This is a genomic window from Gimesia alba, assembly GCF_007744675.1.
Lineage (GTDB): Bacteria > Planctomycetota > Planctomycetia > Planctomycetales > Planctomycetaceae > Gimesia > Gimesia alba.
This window is the reverse complement of record NZ_CP036269.1, coordinates 5,788,318-5,805,534: the sequence shown is the minus strand read 5'-3', so window position 1 is coordinate 5,805,534 and position 17,217 is coordinate 5,788,318. Positions and strand designations below refer to the sequence as shown.

Sequence of the window (17,217 nt, the reverse complement as noted above, 5' to 3'; positions counted from 1 at the left end):
AATCAGGTTCACAGTGGTCAATCAAGGCTCAAGCCAGTTTCGCCTGAAATCCGAGATTTCAGTGACATAGATCAGAAGACAGCAGAGATAGTGTGTGAAGAATGGATCGCAAACCAGGGGGGAGGACTTTGTACGAAGGACGGAGCTGCGTTGCTCTTTTTACTGATTGTTGATTTCCCAAAAAGAAGGGGGCCATGAAAGAAGATTCATGACCCCCTGCCGTTCAGGGACTAGTGGGTAGTAAATCAAATAAAGATACTACAATGACATTACTAATCAGTTGCCTGCTATCAGGAAATTGTCGGATGAGAGAACATTCTTACTTGGAAAAAAACAAAAATCATGAAAAAATCACAAAGCCGTTTTGAGACTGTCGTGGATCGGCTTTATCTAGGGGATTTTATGTAGGGTCAGTAGTGAGAGTGGTTGACGAGGAGGGATTTTCATGAGCCAAAGACAGAAAGAGGAGAATCAATCTCAAGCGAATCTGATCGTTTCAGATTAAAGAGAAGCAATGTGATCTGAAACGAGACTATTCATCGCGCATGTCTTCGGGATCGTGGAAATCAACGACCGATTCCCAGGAAGTGCCGATACGAAGTTCGTCAAAGCGGAATTTACTGCTCTTGCCGGCATAAAGTCGGATGAGGTTATAAATTGTGGAATCTTCAAATGGTTCCGATTCACAGGTCCAGACCATTGGTTCCTGATCAGGGACTGTTTCATCGAGAGAAAAGGCACGCAAGAAAACCTGGTCGGGAGAATTTTCGCTGGCGACAATTTTTCCGACAAAGAAATAAGGTTGTTCGTGCTGCAGAGGAGGTGCGACCTCGTGTGTTTGATTTTTGAGACGTAGTGTGGGGTAGCTTTTCGTATTAACACCAAACAGAATGTTTTTATCATTTTTCGGATAATCATCAGAAAACAGGGAAAGACTCCCATACTGATGATTGGCAAGTCTTTGAACGACCGATTTTTCGATGAAGAAGCTGATGTAATAGATGGCATCGATATCAAGTCGAATTGGTTTCTCCAATGTTCGCCAGGCAATGTTTCCTTTATTCAGTTCAACGCAACCAAGCTGGTTGGGTGAAAGCAGATCTGGTTGGAGGGTGTCTCGGGGGTTGCTCTTTCCGCTCGCTGCATCGGCCTTGTCGTATCGAATTCGCCAGGGATTACTCCAGCCAATTCCTGAATGACGCCATTCCGAAATTTCTTCCGGGTCACTAATAGCGGGAGGGTGAAAGCTGTCGTAGGCGAGTAATTCTTCTCGAACAACACTCAACTCTTTTGGTTTCCCTGGAACTTCATGTTTAAAGTCGTCAGTTTTCAGGGCGATTTCTTCGTTAATATTCTCGTCGATTTTCCGAGCTTTTCCTTCCCCGACAATCAAAGGAGCCGAAATTTCGACCATTTCCATTTCAGGTTCCATTTCAGACTGGACACGGACGGCACCCTGAAAAACGTGTAGCTCGGTGCTGCCGTCTTCTTTGACTTTTGTGCCGTATTCCGTACCGATATCAAAGAATCTGGCCTGAGGAGTGATGAGCTCAAATTCTGGTGATGATTCATAACCGTGCAGGACAACAGAACCAGAGGCGATGGTGGCACGGCTGGCTGAATCGATATTGATTTTCGTCGGGCCTTCCAGCACAAGGCGCACTCCGCAATCAAACCGGAATTCGGCAACACCGTGTTCCAGGTAGAGCTCGCGGGAGAGTAAACGTTGTCCGGAAAAACGAGGTGGATTTTGATCCCCCCATTTGCAGTCAAATGATCGCGCGAGGGTGGCTACATAGGGAATATTCTTAATTGGTACAGGGGGTGGGAGTGTTCCTTTTCCCATTTCAAGTGTTGGTCCCGGTGGCTTAACTCCAATCAGGTATCCGGTCAGAAGCCAGTGGGCAGAAACCATCAGTGCAACGGAAGCGGCTGCTACTGAAAGGTACCCGAATAGTGGGGACCGATTTCCTCTGTGTTTTAAGTGCGTTTGTTGAGAAGCTGAACTTTGCGGTGTGTGATCAGCAGTGACGATCTGGTCGAGTTCTTTCAGCCTGTCGACGTTGTTTTTTTGAATTCCCGAGTTGATATCGAGGTAATCGAAATAAATCTGTCTTGCCTGGGGATATTCGGAGAGACACTGTTCCAGCTCTTCAAATTCCTCATCGGATAATTGGCTGTCGATGAGCTGATTTAACAATCGATTAAATTGAGGAGGTAGATCTTGAACAGTCATGATTGCCCCTCGTTCTTTAGTTTACGCATGATGCATTGCGCTAACTCACGTCTTAGAGCACTCAGACGGTTATAAAGTGTCTGAACTGTTTTCCCTGCCTTTTCCGCGAATTCTTTAATCGATTGTTTTTCGAATGTTGCCTGTAAAAGCAGTTCCTGATCGTCAGAGCCCAGGCGATCAAAGCAGTCACGCAGGAGCTCAAGTCGAATGTTGTGGTTGCCTAGATGTTGCATCCGCTCCATAGACATGGTTTCGATTAACTCCTGGCTGTAAAAGTGCCGATCACGCTGAACGCTTCTACGAAAGTTGCAAACCGTAAAAAATGCAATTCCGCAGGCCCAGGAAAAAAAATCCCGCTCTTGATCAAATTCGCTAAATTTGTTCCATAGTGTTAAGCACACATGTTGGTATACGTCTTCTGCATCGGAATTGTTGGGAACGAGTGCACGGATATATCCGAATATGCGTAATCGTTCCTGGTTCAATAACGACGTAAACATCCCTCTGGAATTTTGATCAGAAGAAGAGGTGGATGTCGACATAATGTCGGTGCGCTCCGTTCGATGATTCAGCAAAGCCTGCCTATTATTTAATATAATGCCTTAAACGGACATTAAAATCAAATATGGCAAACTTTTACAAAGAACGGAAATCCTGACCTAATCTAAAGTCATAAACAATACATAAGGGATAATTTCTGTGAATTAAATACCTCAGTGGTCTACTAAGAATTGTTCTTAACTCGATGAGATCTAATGTCATTTTTTTCAAATTCATGATTTCTTAACGAGATTTATATTTGAGACTGTTTATGTGTTAAGTGTTTACTCAGTAAAAAATGGTTCATTCAGGGATTCGGCATTTAATGGATGAAACGAATTCATGGATTTGGTAACCTATCGGACTGAGTCGTATGGAATTGTTATCTCGTTTTTCAGAGAGTGTCGCCGATGAAAAAATCAGTGAATAAAAGGTTTGGTGGTTTAAGTTTAAGTCTGATTCTTTGTCTGACATTTTTAAGCGTCATGGGGTGTCAGGACCCCAGCGAGATCGCTAAAGAGCAAGATGCGATCCATGGGAATCAGCCACAACAGGCTGCTCCCGCTCAACCGGCAGAGCAGGAGATGGAGATGCCACAGGAAGCAGCCGCGATTGAGAACAAGAATGCGGGTAAAAAAAGCATTCTGCAGCGAACTACGGCAGTTGTAGTAGATGCCAAGAAAGCATTGAAGAACCCGGATATCAGTGTTGTCGATGGCAAAATTAAGGGCGTCGATCCCTATACCCAGGCAGGCAGTGCTTATGTTTCAATGGCGTCTCGGGTGAGTACATTGGGCATGCAGCAGGCGATCAAAGCACATAAGGCTTTAAATGATCGATTTCCCACGTACGACGAATATATGAAAATGATGAAGGAGAACAGGATTGAGTTCGCTCAACTCCCTCCTTATAAAATGTATGGCTATGATGACGAGACCGGAAATATTCTGGTTTTGCAAGATAATAAGAAAAAGGCGCAGCTTTATAAAGAAGCGGGAATCCCGCTCGACTGATTCTATTTGGCATACGATCTGCGTATTACCTCTTCATCCACTTAATTGAAGAGAGAATGTTGTTTTGATGCAACATTCGTTTCAAAGCCGGTTCATCGTGTTGATTTTTCGCAACATATTGAACCACTTCTGAAGAGGTAAGCCTATGAAAGTCAATCAGTCAACAAAAATCAGAAGACTTGTCACACGATCGCTCTTCCTCTCGTTGCTGACAGGCACCGTAGGCTTAGGCTTTGGTATCTCTCGTGCTGAAGCAGAAAGCTGGATGTTTAACCGCTCCTATTACAGTCATCAGCTTCCACCAGAGGTTGCGGCTCGCTATCCCCGTCCGCAGAGTCGTTCTGCTTATCGGCTTCCCCAACTGGCAACCACACCCGGATTTGCATTAAAAGGAGCAAGACGCTGGAACTACGTTCGCTTGTATAATGGTAACAGCTACGACACGACCATCTTGCGAAGCGATACCTTTGATGTAGTTTCGCCTTAAAGCTGAGTGCAGGAAAACCAGAATCAGGCGAATACTGCATTAGAGCAGATCACGGCGAAATTTTTTTCTTCTCAGCCAGTGCTTCATAATAGCGGCGCACTTGATCTTCATATTGTGGTAGAAACTTCTCGGTATAGACATTTAACAGTTTTTGTCGCATCGCGGGGGGCAAGTGTCCCCAGGCATCTTTGATATAGGGATTTCTACCTGTGAGCGTACCGGGAGTGACCTGTCCCGGCTCCTTCCGTTCGCTGGATTCGCGCGCAGGACCCTGTGAGGCCTGCTGCTGGCTCTGCTTTCCTGTACCGTCTTTTTGTTGTTTTGATTGCTGTTTGCTATCTGGTTTCTGGTCGTTATTTTGACTGCGGCGCTGTGTAACCGTTTTGGGAGCAGACTCGATCAGGCGAATTAATTCTTCCAGATCTTGAACGACCTGCTGCTGGACCTTTTGGGTTTCTTGTCCCGTTTGCTGATTCTCAATCAGTTTTCCGGCACGTTTCATCTCTTTAATGATCGGTTCGACAGGGAGTTTTTGAGTGAGGACTTTCTGTTTGAGGTCGTTGTTTTTTCGTTTCTCTGGTTCCTGATCAGCAGGAGGCTCTTGGGACGGTTTCTCATTTTCGGCGGCTGGTTTTTTCCTTAGCTGCTCATCTGCACGGACTGATTGAGATGGCAGGCACAGCACAAAGCAGAACAGCGAAAGAAAAATAATCAAATTGTACCTGATTCGTATCGTGTTCATTATTCAATCTCGGGTTCGGAGTCCGTGGCATCGGAATGTGTCTGGTCGAGTTTGAGCAGCAGTTCCATCGACAGATCAGCGAGGTCGGCCTGTTCTTGAGAGAGTTCATTGCGTTGCTGGATTTGTTCCGGCGTTAACTGCTTCTCCTCGCTGATGGAATTATTGAATGAGCGGGTTCGGTTCAAAATCTCTTCCTGCAAAAGTTTGAGCAGTTTGAGCTGTGACAGTAAGGCAATCTGATTTGTGGGTGGTGTTTGCGCGCCAGGAGCAGATTGACTCTGATCGCGCTGTGCATTGTCGAGTGACGATTTTTCTTCCAGTATTTTTAATAACGCTGACAGTTTTGACCTGGCGGATTGCTCAGCCGTCAGGGTTTCTTGGTCGGTCAAACGTTGATCCAGACGCTCAACGGCGATCGTAAGCTGGTCAATGACTTTTTCCATCGCAAGGACGAATACCGGTGCAGCGGCTAATTTTTGTGAGACCGCTTCTGTTTCCTGTTGCAGGTCCTGTTCTGTTTCGAATAGTTGTCTCAGGGACTTTAGTTGACCACGCGACCAGCGTCCGCGGGATAGACGCTCTTTTTCAAGACGATTAGTTTCCTGAATGACGGCATCCTGTCTTTCAATCAGGTTTTTGATTTCGGATTCTAATTTTGCGAATTCTTCAAACGCCAGCGATTCTTCGATTTCCTGTCGGCGGGCTGCCAGTTCGCGTTGTGCCTGTTCCAGATCATCGAGTGACTCTCGGATTTCCTGTTCTGCCTGCTGTGTCTGTCCCTGTTGCAGTGCCTCAGTAGATTTTGAGAGCCGCTCACCGGCCCTCTGTACCGATTGGCCAGCTTGTTGCAGGCTCAGACGCTGTAGCTGTTGTTCAAATTGTTTCAGTTGTTCTTGAAGTTCCTGTTCCTGTTTCGCCAGCTTCTCCAGCTGCTTTTTCAGCTCTGCCTGACTTTTCGACTCGCTGGCTGATTTCAGTTTTTTCAAGATCTCCTGCTGCTGTTGTTTTAATTGACTTAATTCCCGCTCAGACTGTTTGAGTTTTTTTAACATCTGATCGGCCGCATCGGCAGGCTGGTTTTCGAAGATGTTTTTCAGTGTTTCCATTGCCTGCTGGATCTGCTGTTGTTCCTGCAGGGCTTGCCCGACCTGGTTTTGTTTCAATTTCTCTGCCGTCTGACGCATCTCTTCAGGAATCGATTTCTTTCTGAGAAAGTCCATGGCTTCCTGATTTTTCAATTGCTCAGGCTGTGTGCTTTGAGCGGCCTGGGTATTGAGTGTGTCGAGCAGATTTCGAAATGCTTTAAAATTTTCAGCCTGTTGTTCCTGTCGCGTCGCCAGCTTTTCCAGGTCGGCCTGTTCCTGAAGTCTTAAATTATTGAAGGATTTCGTAATGGTCTTTTTAGCCAGCTTCTCGGTTTGACTTTGGATTTCTGCCTGTTGCTGAATCTGTTCGTCCAGTTCGGAAACCAGATCGCGAGTTTTTTGCCATTGTGAGAGCGATTTCAGAACACCGTCTAATCTGTTGATGACGCGTTGCTGCCCCTGTTCGGCAATGTTGAGTGCAGCCAGTGGGCTTGAGTCGGCAGGAGACTTCTTTGTTGCTGCTTTCTCATTCTGCGAATTTTCGGGATGAAGCGATTTCGCTGCCGATGCTGGTGCTTTCTTTTCCGCGGGGGCAGAATCGACATTCGACTGCAATTTTTTCCGTGCCTGCGTAATCTGTTCTTGAATTTGCGGAAAGACATTCTGGTTTAGTTGTGATAATTCTGTATTCAGCTCGGCGAGCCGTTGCGTCATCGCAGGGTCGTGAATGCGATTCCATTTCAATTCCTGCATCAGTTCCTTAGAGCGTTGTTCCAGTCCGGTGCGCGGGCTGAAGAGCTGGGAGGCAACCCGTTTCTGATCCATTTCCACCTGTTTAATGGTGTCGACTTCTTCAGACCGGGCGCTGCCGACACGCTGCAACTGGTGTTGCACGTCTTTGACTTCGGTATTCAAAAGGCGTTGATCTTTTAAAACCCGCGCGAGCTCTTCCAGCAGATGTGCCTGACGGTTGGCCAGTTCGTTGGTTTTGTATTGCGGGGTGACGATTGTTAAGACGCGTGAAATACTGGTGCCCACACGAATTTCATCAGGTAATTTCTCCCCGATTGGGGACTTGACGGGTTCGTAATGATCGGTAGCTTCAGCGCGAAAGATCACACGATCCCCTTGAGTCAGCGGCAGGTCGGCCAGATTCCAGACATGATTGATAATGAGCTGCTCACTGGAAGACTGAGGGGTGAACGGCAGTGGAAAGGATTGCGTCTCGCGGTCTGTACGCAGGGCACGTGAAAGCGTTTCCTCTCGGGATGATTTTTGATAGCGAATCAGGGCGCTGGCAATTTTTAAATCATCGTGAATGGAAACGGTGAGCGGAATCTGTGCTGTTGGTGTGACCTGCAGGTCTGTTTGCGGGTCTTCCAGAAAGACTTCCGGTACCGCATCGGCGCTGGCGGTGATTTCAAACCGCTGGGGATGAGGGGGCCTGAATCCCTGATCATTTTCCAGCTCGAACCAGTAGGAGTAGGTACCTGGCTCTTGTACGAAGAATTGTACTGAAAAGTGTTTTCGGTCAGAATCGAGCTTTATCGGGATGGGCTCCCGATCTTTAATGCGTAATTCCGCCGATTTTAAGAGTTTATTGGAACTGGCTTTTATATCGACGCGTGTGCCGATTAGCGCTTTGATATTACCAATGCCCGTCGGCAATGTTTCCACCGGCCTCTGTGAGTAGACGGGAGGGGTGAGGACAACTTCCTGAAGCTCTAACGTCGTGGGGGGGACTGAGACAATGTTCAACCAGTTCATGGAACGATCATCACCGCCGGTGGCTCTCAACCTCACTGATTTATTAGAGATGACTAATGAGCCTGTTCCCAAGTCGCGGCTGACGCCTGCTGGATCGGGGACGGAGACAATACGCAGCGGCTCTGAATAAACTTTGCTGCGTGATTGCGAATCCTGAATCGTCTGATATTCCATTTGCAGGTCTTGGGGGGGAGCGCCTTTTCGGTTTTCCACAAAAAATTGAAAATTTTGTCCTTCTACAACCTGATAGGGATTTTTAGGGCCGGTTTCAATCGGGATCAGATCTTCATCCAGAATCTGAAGTACCACGCTTTGCGGCCACTCGGGGGCAGAGAAGGGGAGGATCAATCGATGAATTCCCAGAGCGGTCTGATGAGGATAGATCAGAGAAATCGAAGCCACAATCAGACTGAGCAGCGCTGCTGAGAACATGATTTTGCGAATAGGGTGCGTATCGATCAATTCCAGGAAATTGATCTGCGAAGCTTTGCGATACGCATCTTCAATCACGGCTTGTCGCAGTTGAAGTGAACCCGTGAAATGAGCCGACTGTTGATTGTCAAATTGAATACTGCTGGAAAAACTATCTTTGAGATCGGGGTATTGACGTTCGATTTTCAATGCCAGGTCTAAATCGGTAAGGGGCGTTTTCAGGGGGATCACAAGGTTCCGCCAGAGCGTCCAGACCACAAGACCAGCTACCGCCGTACCCAGGATGAATCGAATGACGGGGTCGGAAATATTCAGCGTCCAGTCAAAAGTGATGACCAGAAGTGCCAGCATCAACAAAATGGTCAATCCCCAGCAAAGTCCATTCAGCCAGATCAGCTGATGAATCTTGCGATGCAGTTGCTCAAGTTGTGCTCGAATTGAGTGTGGCATAAGGTCGGATATCAATAAAACAACAGGAACGTTACTGGTTTGATTATACTAAGCGAAACCGTTTTCTTAACAACCATTCTATAGAGATAAGCAAAGTGAACAGAATCAGAAATTCCCAGCGATTCCAGAGGGGGATCGGTTCTTCATTCTCCAGGGGGACCGGATGCCCCGCGGGGATAGCCCGGGGAAGTTCCTCGGCAGTAAAAATCTGAAAGTATTTTCCTCTGGTTTCTTTGGCAGCTTTCTGCATGTCTGACTGGTTCATATCTCGGTTCAACAACTCACGTTGAGAGACTTCGACCCGAAAATCTTCCGCAGGCGGCGTGCCTTGCAGAATGGGTTGCGAGACCCAGGTATGGTAAGCCCCTTCTGTAATGTTAGAGAACGTTCCTTCAAATACAGTGGGCGATTTTTCTAAAGGTGTTAATTTAACAGGCCGAGAGACTTCTCCCTGACGTTCCAACATCACGGTTACATTTTCTGAATCCGTTGGAATCAAGCGTTCGTCGAGGAACTTGACGCGAAACTGAACCGTGTCGCCTTGCTGGTAGGTTTTTCGATCCAAGGTGAGTTCGACCGCCTGTTCCTGATTTAAGAGTTTCGAGCGACTCAGGTAACGGATTGCCTGAACCCAGTAACGGGAGTAATAAAGGTCCCCGACAAGATCCCTCCAGCGCCAGAGATCGTCAGTGGCATTGAAGATGACTTTTCCTGCGCCGACTCGCTGCGTAGAGATGATCGGGATTTGCTGTCCGTCTTTTCCCTTTTGTGTGGGGTGAATGGCAAACACGGAAGCTCCTGGCTTGACGTTGTCAGCAGAGTAATACCAGTAAAGTTCCGGTAGATTATTCCAGATAGTCCGACTCTGTTCCGCGTTGTCGGCAAAACGAAAGATTGAGGTGCTGAATTGTCCTTCTGACGTGAGTTCCGGCTGGAAGCCGTTGACAATGGGGGCTTGATTCGCAGGCTGTATTTGTCTGGAGATTTCAATCGGCAGTAGGGCTTCCAGCACAGTATTCGCATAGGCGTGTGGTGCAAAACGGGGGCCGGCAATGACGATCAGTCCGCCTCCTTTTTCCCGGACGAACTGATCCAGGTTCTCCAGCACGGCCTGGCTGAAGTAAGCGGGATCGGCATCTCCCAGGATCACGACGTCATATTGATACAGGTCTTCTTTTTTCACCGGAAAAAAATCGAGGGCGGTTGCATCTTCGGAAGAATATTCCAGATCGGATTCCTGCAAGATGCTGCGCAGTTCGATAGTTTTGTCTCTCTCCAGCAGATGCTTCAGGTAGCGATATTCATAACGGGGAACCGAATCAACCAGTAACACGCGGATTTTCTGATCGAGCACAGAGACCTGGCCGTTCTGTTGATTGTTCTTTCGATTCACCTCGCCTTTGACTGGCTCGACTTCAAACACATACTCAAACAGTCCCGGTTTATTGGGGGTGAAGGTGAGCTCAATCTTTTGGAATTCTTTTTTTGGATTGACAGGAATCTGTCGTGTGGCGAGGGAGACTCCTGTTTTCGCGTCCTTGAGAGCGACGGAAATCGAACCGGAATTAATACCAAAGCTTTTGACTTTGGCCGATAGATTGATGGGGTCATTCACGAAAGCGACATCGTCCACGAGTAGGTCGTACAGTTGTAGATCGCGGACTGGTTGCTCGCTGCCGACCCCGACAGGAAAAATCGGGACCAGTTTTGACTTTGCCAGAGTGGCGGCACGGGATAAGAGATCAACGTCACCGGTGCTGGAAATTCCATCACTGAGTACAATGACGGCCGTAGGCGGCGTGCCCCGGAAATCGTTGAGTACTTTTTGTACGGCGTGAAACAGACGTGTTTCCGTTCCCAGTGGTTCAATTTGTTTGAGCAGTTCCTGTGTCAGCTCGGCGTCTATCTTGTCGAGCAGGCCCTGTTCTCCCAGTGGGATGCATTCTTCCGAAAAATGATAGAGCCGCAATTTATGATTTTTTTGCAGCTCTGATAAAAATTCGGCGTTGTCCTGAAGCAACAGGTTTTTTACCAGATCGAGCCGGTTTTTCCCCTTCGCCTGTTCTTTGGCAGTCTGACTGATGGCGGCCGACGCAGAGAGGGAATAGTCATCTTCCAGACCCATACTGGCAGAGTCATCAATTAATACTGCGACGAAGGGCAAGCCGGTTCTGTGAATCGTCAGTGTGAATTTGGTGAGGAACAATATTACGATCAAGAACAGCACCAATCGAAGACTCAATAAGACGGTGCGTTTGGGTAAATCTAAATGAGCAGTGTCTTTGAGGTAGGCAAAAATCAGCAGAAACAGGATTCCGACACCCAGCAGGAGCACGCACCAGTCTGGCAGCCAGGTCGGCCAGGGAGAGTGCCACTGGAAACTCCACGCAGATCCCTGTCCCGGACCCGCCGGTGGGATATCGAAATAGGATTCCAGAAGTTGTTTCAGATAATCCATAAAAATGCGCAAATGTATGGCTTGTTGAATCACAGAGACCCTGCAACAGAACAGGCAGAGCCAGATATGCTTATATTGTATCCAGATCAGTCAGCAATTGCTGTTTTTCATCTCCTTCCAGGTCGGTTTCTGCGATTTTTTTAGCCTGTTCCAGGTATGATGCGACCTCTTCCGGTTTATTTGCGATCGAGGCGGCCCGCGCCAGTGCTTCATAAGCATAGGCCAGATAAAAAGGGCTCAATTGATTTTCCCGGGTCACGTTCAGGCAGAGAGTACCAAAACTGAGGGCGTTACTGGGCTGGTTCGTCATTGCATAAACCCGCGACAACTGCCAGTAGGCGATAGAAATGTTTTGCGGCGTGTGTTCCTCAAACTGGGTCCAGTGCCAATATGACGCATGGCAGGTGGAGATCATCTCTAGATTTTCTGCTGGCGTACGGTCCTTTTTATCCAGATAGTCCCAGGTTTTGTTGAAACAGGCAGCAGCGAAATGGCGATGGGCCGTTTGAACATCAAATGCGGGTGATGGCATACGATTACTCCTTCAGGGACGATTCTATTGAACAGTGTTTACTGGAGAGAGTCTCGAAAAAACTGGCCTTCAGGCAGATCCCATTTCGAGGCATAATGCATTGTATCGAAGCCGGAGAAGAATTATAAGAACTTTGAAAAAATCAAAGGAAGTCAAAGGAGTGAAAGTACTTCGATAAATCTTCGACGATATTTTTCCTATCTTATCAGCTTTTGCTAGACGACCGGCTTGATGCAACAGGATCTTTTTATTCGATAATGTTTATCCAGTCGAAACAAATGTCATAACCAATGGATTCAGAACGCGTTGATTCCCGATAGTTAGAGACGAGGGATTTCGGAACGATCCAGCCGAAACCGGAACTCGTCGGGGAATACTCCCTGATCAAGACTAATCATCGGGAACTTCAGATAGACATTAAGGCGACTATGATCCTGTCAAAAGCGAGCATGAATCAGCAAAGTCTGTCATCCAAAGAATTCCACTTGGATTCTGCCACATTACCTGCCTCTGCCCATCTGGTAGGGATTTGTGGATCTGGAATGAAAGCGCTGGCAGAATACCTGGCGAGTGCCGGCTGCCGAGTGACAGGATCTGATATGAGTCCGCCTATTCCCTCTGAGGGCTCTTTGCGGGCAGGCGGATATCGGGTTCATCAGGGACATGACAAGCGATTCGTTCCCGAGGGGACGAACGTTTTGATTTATAGTCCGGCCATCGGTCTGGCAAATCCGGAACGTCGTTTTGCGCAGCGGATGGGAATTCCTCAATTTTCTTATGCACAGATGCTGGGCAGTCTGATGCGTCAAAAAAGAGGAGTGTGTATCGCAGGCACGCACGGGAAAAGCACAACGACTGCGTTGACTGCCTACGTGCTTGAGAACGCCGGCGTTTCGCCGTCTGCGGTGATTGGTGCAGAACTGTGCAACCAGAATCTGAACGGCTGGGCGGGGGAAGGTCCATTGTTTGTGGCAGAAAGCTGCGAGTATCAACGCAGTTTCCTGAATTTATTCCCGTATCATGCGGCGATTACGAATATCGAGCCGGATCACTTTGATTATTTCAAAAACCAGGACGATATGACGACCGCATACGCGGAGTTTGTATCTCGTATTCCTTTGAGTGGTTCTTTATTACTGCCGGCAACCTGTCTGGGGCTGCATAAAATTCGAGAGGCCAGCAAAGCGAAAGTGACAACATTTTCGCTCGAACGGGGTGCAGACTGGTGGGCCACCGATATTAAGCCGACCTCGTTTGGCCTGCGATTCCGGCTGTTTCATCAAGGCGAGTATTATTCAGAAATTTCCCTGCAGAAAACGGGAAAACATAACGTCTCCAATGCGATGGTCGCTGCCATTCTGTGTCATACCGCCGGTATTGATGCGGAAGAGATTCGCGAAGGCATCTACCAGTTTCCCGGAATTCGTCGCCGCTACGAGCGAATGGGGTCTTATAAAGGGATCACTTTATTCGACGATTACGCCCATCACCCGACGGCGATTCAGTCGACGCTCAAGATGCTGAGGCAGGAATATCCGGACCGTAAAGTGTGGTGTTTATATGAACCGCACCAGGTCTCGCGCACGCAGGCTTTGATGGATTATTATGCCCGCAGTTTCACTTTGGCAGACAAGATCCTGATTGCCCCTGTTTATGCAGCCCGTGAAAATCTAGGTGAAGAGCCCGTTGAAACCTCAAAAGAGCTTGTAAATCGAATTCTTCGTCATAATGATTCGGCTAGATTCAGCAGTTCCCTTGACCAGATGGTCTCAACTTTAGAGACTGAGGCTCAATCTGGTGATATTATCATTACTATGGGAGCGGGCGAGATAAATCGGATCCATCATGAGCTCAATCGAAGACTTCAAAGAGATTCTTAAGCATTCTGAACCACTGGCCAAGTATTCCTATTTCAAAATAGGGGGACCGGCCCAGTTCTTTCTGGAACCACGCACTGTCGACGAACTGCAGGCAGTCGTTCTGTGTTGTGTCGAAAATGAAATTCCGATCCGTGTGTTTGGCGGGGGCTCGAATATCCTGATTAAAGATTCCGGCGTTCAGGGCGCGGTGATTCGAATTCATGACCAGGAATTTGCCAAGATTCAGATCGACGGGACCATTGTGACGGCTGGTGCCGGCGCGTTACTGTCGAACCTTGTTTCCCAGACCGTGAAAGCGGGGTTGTCTGGCCTGGAAGGTCTGGTCGGGATTCCGGGAACGGTCGGTGGTGCATTGCATGGAAACACGGGTGGCCATAACGGTGATATCGGTCAGTATGCGACGTCAGTTTCCGTGTTAACGGCTCGTGGCGAAAAGTTTGTACGGACCGCGGACGAGTTGAGCTTCAGTTACCGGGAAAGCAGCATCAATGAGTTGGCAATTCTCGAAGCCACTTTTGAACTGAAGCAGGATGATCCCGAAGAAGTCGCTAACCGGATGAAAAAGAACTGGATCATGAAGAAAGCCAACCAGCCTTTGACGCATCAGTCAGCCGGTTGCATCTTCAAGAATCCACGTGGCATGCACGCGGGGGCGTTAATCGAGCAAGCCGGCCTGAAAGGGACACGCATCGGTGGTGCTGAAATCAGCGACCGGCACGCGAATTTCATCATCAACGATGAAAATGCGACGACGGAAAACGTGCTCGATCTGATCAACCTGGCGCAGAATACGGTTTCGGAAAAGTTCGGCGTCGAACTCGAGATGGAAATTGAACTCTGGTAGTCAGAGTCTCCTGTTAGTTTCCAATACAGTAAAGATGCTGAAACGTGCGCAGAAAGATCTGTCCGTCAGAAAAAGCGGGCGTGGAGTTGCTCCGTTCTTTCAGTTCATTTTGAGCGACCTTCTCGAAGCGTGCTGCGTTCGGCTTGAACACATGGGTTGTGCCGTTCTGATCGGTGACGTAGAGATGCTTGTTCGCCAGAATCATTGAGCCCCAGCAGGCGGCACCTCCCGAGCGTTCCTGCCAGACAATTTTTCCGGTCGTGGGATTCAGGCACTGGAAAATATTGGGACCGGCATTCGCCATGAAGAGATGGTCGTTCGTGTAAACGCCCGTCGAAATGCGCTGCGGATTCGGTTCTTCACGCCAGAGTCGCTCTGTGGCGGTGATGTCCCCCGTGCCCTGCATCCGAAAACCGATCGCCGGACCATTATAGCCGCCCATCGCAACGCAGATGTCATTTGCGAGGATCGGTGATGTATACGCGAGGTCCCCTTTTTTGCCTCGCAGCCCGTAACAACTCCAAATGATCTTTCCGGTTTGAGGGTCATAGGCATTCACGCGGAGTGACATGCTGCAAACGATCAAATCCTGACCGTTGACGTTGGCGATGACAGGCGTGCTCCAGGAGCCCATATATTTTCGTTCGTTGTTGCGTTGGCCATCCCCTTCAACCGGTTCTTCGGTTTCCCAGATTGTTTTCCCGCTTGTGAGATCGATGGAGGTCATAAAGACCCGTTTCCCCGGACCGCAGTGCAGAATGACTTTGCCCTCATGCAGGATCGGGGAGACTCCATAGCCCCAAATGTGTTCAAACTCTCCCAGGTCCCGGCTCCAGAGTTCTTTGCCGGCGAAGTCATAGCAGAATAAACCAGCCGAGGAATGCCAGACAACGACACGTTCTCCATCAGAGACGGGGGTGGAGCCACAATAGTTGTTGGTTTTATGCGTAGGCAAGACTTTGTCAAAGTTGACCGTGCGAACCCAGAGTTGCTTGCCGTTACTTCGATCATAGCAATACAGACTGCGCTGGTGTCCTTCCTGTTCGGCACAGGTTACAAACACACGTCCGTTGGAAACAATCGGGCTACTGTTCCCTGAATCAGGAAGCCGGACTTTCCAGACGATGTTCTCTGTGGAACTCCATTCGAGGGGAACCTCAATTTCCCCTGAGATCCCATTGCCGCGGGGGCCACGAAAAGCGGGCCAGTCTTCCGCGGTGAGCGTGGTAGACCCGAGCAGGAGTGAATACGAAAACGCGAAGCAGAGCACTCTGAGAAGCGGTTTCATCTTTTTGCCTTTTTAAAGCGTGATCGATGTCGAACAAATTGGTTTAAGCTATCACATCATGTACCACGTGTCCGTGAACGTCGGTCAGTCGCATGTCGCGACCACCAAAGCGGAAGGTGGATTTCGTATGTTCCAGTCCCAGCAGATGCAGCATGGTGGCGTGGATGTCATGAATTTCCACGCGGTTTTCCACCACTTTATAGCCCCATTCATCGGTAGCGCCATAGACGGTGCCTCCTTTGATGCCGCCGCCCGCCATCCACATCGAGAAGCCAAACGGGTTGTGGTCTCGCCCGTTGGTTCCCTGGGCGAATGGGGTTCTCCCGAACTCGCCGCCCCAGATGACCAGTGTGGTATCGAGCAGGCCGCGCTGTTTGAGGTCTTTCAACAAGCCGGCGATGGGTTGATCGACGGCGCGGGCGTTATTTTCATGATCGCGTTTTAAGTTACTGTGCTGGTCCCAGCGGTCGCTTTTGACACTGGTACAGGTCAGTTCGACAAAACGAACACCCCGTTCGACGAGTCTCCGCGCGAGCAGACATTCTGCGGCGTAGGTGCGTGTGGGTTCGTACTCCGCATTGAACCCATACAGGTCCAGGGTGGCTTTGCTTTCGCTGGTGAACGACATCAGATCGGGAATGGCCATTTGCATTTTGTAGGCAAGTTCATAATTCGAGATGGCCGATTCGATTTCGTCGTGCACGCCGGATTGCTGTTGTTTGAAGCGATCCAGTTGCTGCATGAGTTTGAGTTTTTGCTGTTGAGTCTGAGCCGTTTTTTCCAAACGCTTGACGTTCGCAATTCCGCTGCCGCCCGGCTTGAAGACCGAGCCCTGGAAACTGGCGGGAAGAAATCCACTGTTGAAGCAGTCGAGGCCGCCGGGAGGAATCAAGCCGCCGTTCACAACAACAAAGCCGGGCAGATCCTGGCATTCACTGCCTAAGCCGTAATTGACCCAGGCACCCATGCTGGGACGTCCTTGCAGGCCACTGCCTGTATGGAGAAAGTAATTGGCAAAGGTATGTTCGGGGAATTGAGAAACGACCGAACGAATGACGGCCATGTCGTCGATACAGGTTCCAATATGGGGGAAGAGATCGCTGACGGGGATGCCGCTCTCGCCGTATTGTTTAAAGTTCCACGGACTTTTGAGGACTTTGCCGACGTTGTCAAACTGGGTGTCTTCGACTTTGAAAAACTCGCCCGGATTTTTGCCATTATATTTCGTTAAATACGGTTTCGGGTCGAACGTATCAACTTGTGAAGGACCACCGTCCATATACAGGAAAATGACGTTTTTGGCTTTGGGGGGGAAATGCGTTTTACCGGTGGCGACTCCGGAAAATGCCTGATCCTGCAATAAAGCTGTGAGCGCGGCGGCACCGAAACCGTTGGCACAGTGCTTGAGCATATCACGCCGCGTGAATTGTTGTCGGAATTGGCCGCAGTGCATGTTGCAGACT

General features: G+C 48.9%; 12 protein-coding genes. 4 read left to right on the top strand and 8 right to left on the bottom strand.

What is annotated here, in order from left to right:
• Positions 1–532: 532 nt before the first annotated feature.
• The gene (locus tag Pan241w_RS21475; RefSeq protein WP_145219787.1) at positions 533–2,236 is read right to left on the bottom strand and encodes a hypothetical protein; all 1,704 of its coding nucleotides are present in this window, start codon (positions 2,234–2,236) and stop codon (positions 533–535) included.
• Entirely contained in the window at positions 2,233–2,736 is a 504-nt protein-coding gene (locus tag Pan241w_RS21470) for a sigma-70 family RNA polymerase sigma factor (protein ID WP_145223467.1), read from the bottom strand. Before Pan241w_RS21470 ends, Pan241w_RS21475 begins: the two co-directional genes overlap by 4 nt.
• 450 nt (positions 2,737–3,186) lie before the next feature.
• Between Pan241w_RS21470 and Pan241w_RS21465 the strand changes: the two genes are divergently transcribed.
• Positions 3,187–3,789 carry a hypothetical protein gene (locus Pan241w_RS21465; RefSeq protein ID WP_145219785.1) on the top strand — a complete coding sequence of 201 codons (603 nt, stop codon included), beginning with the start codon at positions 3,187–3,189 and terminating at the stop codon, positions 3,787–3,789.
• A gap of 145 nt (positions 3,790–3,934) precedes the next feature.
• A complete protein-coding gene (locus tag Pan241w_RS21460) occupies positions 3,935–4,276 on the top strand; it encodes a hypothetical protein (protein ID WP_145219783.1) in 342 nt (113 codons plus the stop codon).
• A gap of 49 nt (positions 4,277–4,325) precedes the next feature.
• On the opposite strand, the gene Pan241w_RS21455 is transcribed toward Pan241w_RS21460, so the two are convergent.
• Genes Pan241w_RS21455 through Pan241w_RS21440 form a run of 4 tightly spaced genes read right to left on the bottom strand, consistent with a single transcriptional unit; the run spans position 4,326 to position 11,742 of the window.
• Positions 4,326–5,018 carry a hypothetical protein gene (locus Pan241w_RS21455; protein ID WP_145219781.1) on the bottom strand — a complete coding sequence of 231 codons (693 nt, stop codon included), beginning with the start codon at positions 5,016–5,018 and terminating at the stop codon, positions 4,326–4,328.
• Positions 5,018–8,752, bottom strand: a complete 3,735-nt coding sequence (locus Pan241w_RS21450) for a DUF4175 family protein (RefSeq protein WP_145219779.1) — start codon at positions 8,750–8,752, stop codon at positions 5,018–5,020. The genes Pan241w_RS21455 and Pan241w_RS21450 overlap by 1 nt, the downstream gene beginning before the upstream one ends.
• Before the next feature lie 43 nt (positions 8,753–8,795).
• Entirely contained in the window at positions 8,796–11,243 is a 2,448-nt protein-coding gene (locus tag Pan241w_RS21445; RefSeq protein WP_198000070.1) for a hypothetical protein, read from the bottom strand.
• A 37-nt stretch (positions 11,244–11,280) separates the two neighbouring features.
• Positions 11,281–11,742 carry a hypothetical protein gene (locus tag Pan241w_RS21440; RefSeq protein ID WP_145219775.1) on the bottom strand — a complete coding sequence of 154 codons (462 nt, stop codon included), beginning with the start codon at positions 11,740–11,742 and terminating at the stop codon, positions 11,281–11,283.
• Between the two features lie 449 nt (positions 11,743–12,191).
• Here Pan241w_RS21440 and murC point away from each other — a divergent pair, with 449 nt between their 5' ends.
• Both murC and murB read left to right on the top strand, forming a co-directional pair.
• Positions 12,192–13,622 carry a UDP-N-acetylmuramate--L-alanine ligase gene (gene murC, locus Pan241w_RS21435; RefSeq protein ID WP_198000069.1) on the top strand — a complete coding sequence of 477 codons (1,431 nt, stop codon included), beginning with the start codon at positions 12,192–12,194 and terminating at the stop codon, positions 13,620–13,622.
• A complete protein-coding gene (gene murB / locus Pan241w_RS21430; protein ID WP_145219771.1) occupies positions 13,588–14,466 on the top strand; it encodes a UDP-N-acetylmuramate dehydrogenase in 879 nt (292 codons plus the stop codon). Before murC ends, murB begins: the two co-directional genes overlap by 35 nt.
• Before the next feature lie 13 nt (positions 14,467–14,479).
• Here murB and Pan241w_RS21425 read toward each other — a convergent pair whose 3' ends face one another.
• Complete coding sequence (locus tag Pan241w_RS21425) at positions 14,480–15,754, bottom strand: PQQ-binding-like beta-propeller repeat protein (protein ID WP_145219769.1); 1,275 nt, start codon at positions 15,752–15,754, stop codon at positions 14,480–14,482.
• 43 nt (positions 15,755–15,797) lie between these two features.
• On the bottom strand, positions 15,798–17,207 hold the full coding sequence (locus tag Pan241w_RS21420) for a DUF1501 domain-containing protein (RefSeq protein ID WP_145219767.1): 1,410 nt from the start codon (positions 17,205–17,207) through the stop codon (positions 15,798–15,800).
• Positions 17,208–17,217: the final 10 nt, after the last annotated feature.

What these genes read in the sequence shown, in the direction of transcription:
- Pan241w_RS21420 (WP_145219767.1), bottom strand. Translation starts at nt 17,207, where the DNA reads ATGCACTGCGGCCAATTCCGACAACAATTCACGCGGCGTGATATGCTC.
- Pan241w_RS21475 (WP_145219787.1), bottom strand. Translation starts at nt 2,236, where the DNA reads ATGACTGTTCAAGATCTACCTCCTCAATTTAATCGATTGTTAAATCAG.
- Pan241w_RS21455 (WP_145219781.1), bottom strand. Translation starts at nt 5,018, where the DNA reads ATGAACACGATACGAATCAGGTACAATTTGATTATTTTTCTTTCGCTG.
- Pan241w_RS21425 (WP_145219769.1), bottom strand. Translation starts at nt 15,754, where the DNA reads ATGAAACCGCTTCTCAGAGTGCTCTGCTTCGCGTTTTCGTATTCACTC.
- Pan241w_RS21440 (WP_145219775.1), bottom strand. Translation starts at nt 11,742, where the DNA reads ATGCCATCACCCGCATTTGATGTTCAAACGGCCCATCGCCATTTCGCT.
- Pan241w_RS21460 (WP_145219783.1), top strand. Translation starts at nt 3,935, where the DNA reads ATGAAAGTCAATCAGTCAACAAAAATCAGAAGACTTGTCACACGATCG.
- Pan241w_RS21465 (WP_145219785.1), top strand. Translation starts at nt 3,187, where the DNA reads ATGAAAAAATCAGTGAATAAAAGGTTTGGTGGTTTAAGTTTAAGTCTG.
- murB (WP_145219771.1), top strand. Translation starts at nt 13,588, where the DNA reads ATGAGCTCAATCGAAGACTTCAAAGAGATTCTTAAGCATTCTGAACCA.
- murC (WP_198000069.1), top strand. Translation starts at nt 12,192, where the DNA reads ATGAATCAGCAAAGTCTGTCATCCAAAGAATTCCACTTGGATTCTGCC.
- Pan241w_RS21450 (WP_145219779.1), bottom strand. Translation starts at nt 8,752, where the DNA reads ATGCCACACTCAATTCGAGCACAACTTGAGCAACTGCATCGCAAGATT.
- Pan241w_RS21470 (WP_145223467.1), bottom strand. Translation starts at nt 2,736, where the DNA reads ATGTTTACGTCGTTATTGAACCAGGAACGATTACGCATATTCGGATAT.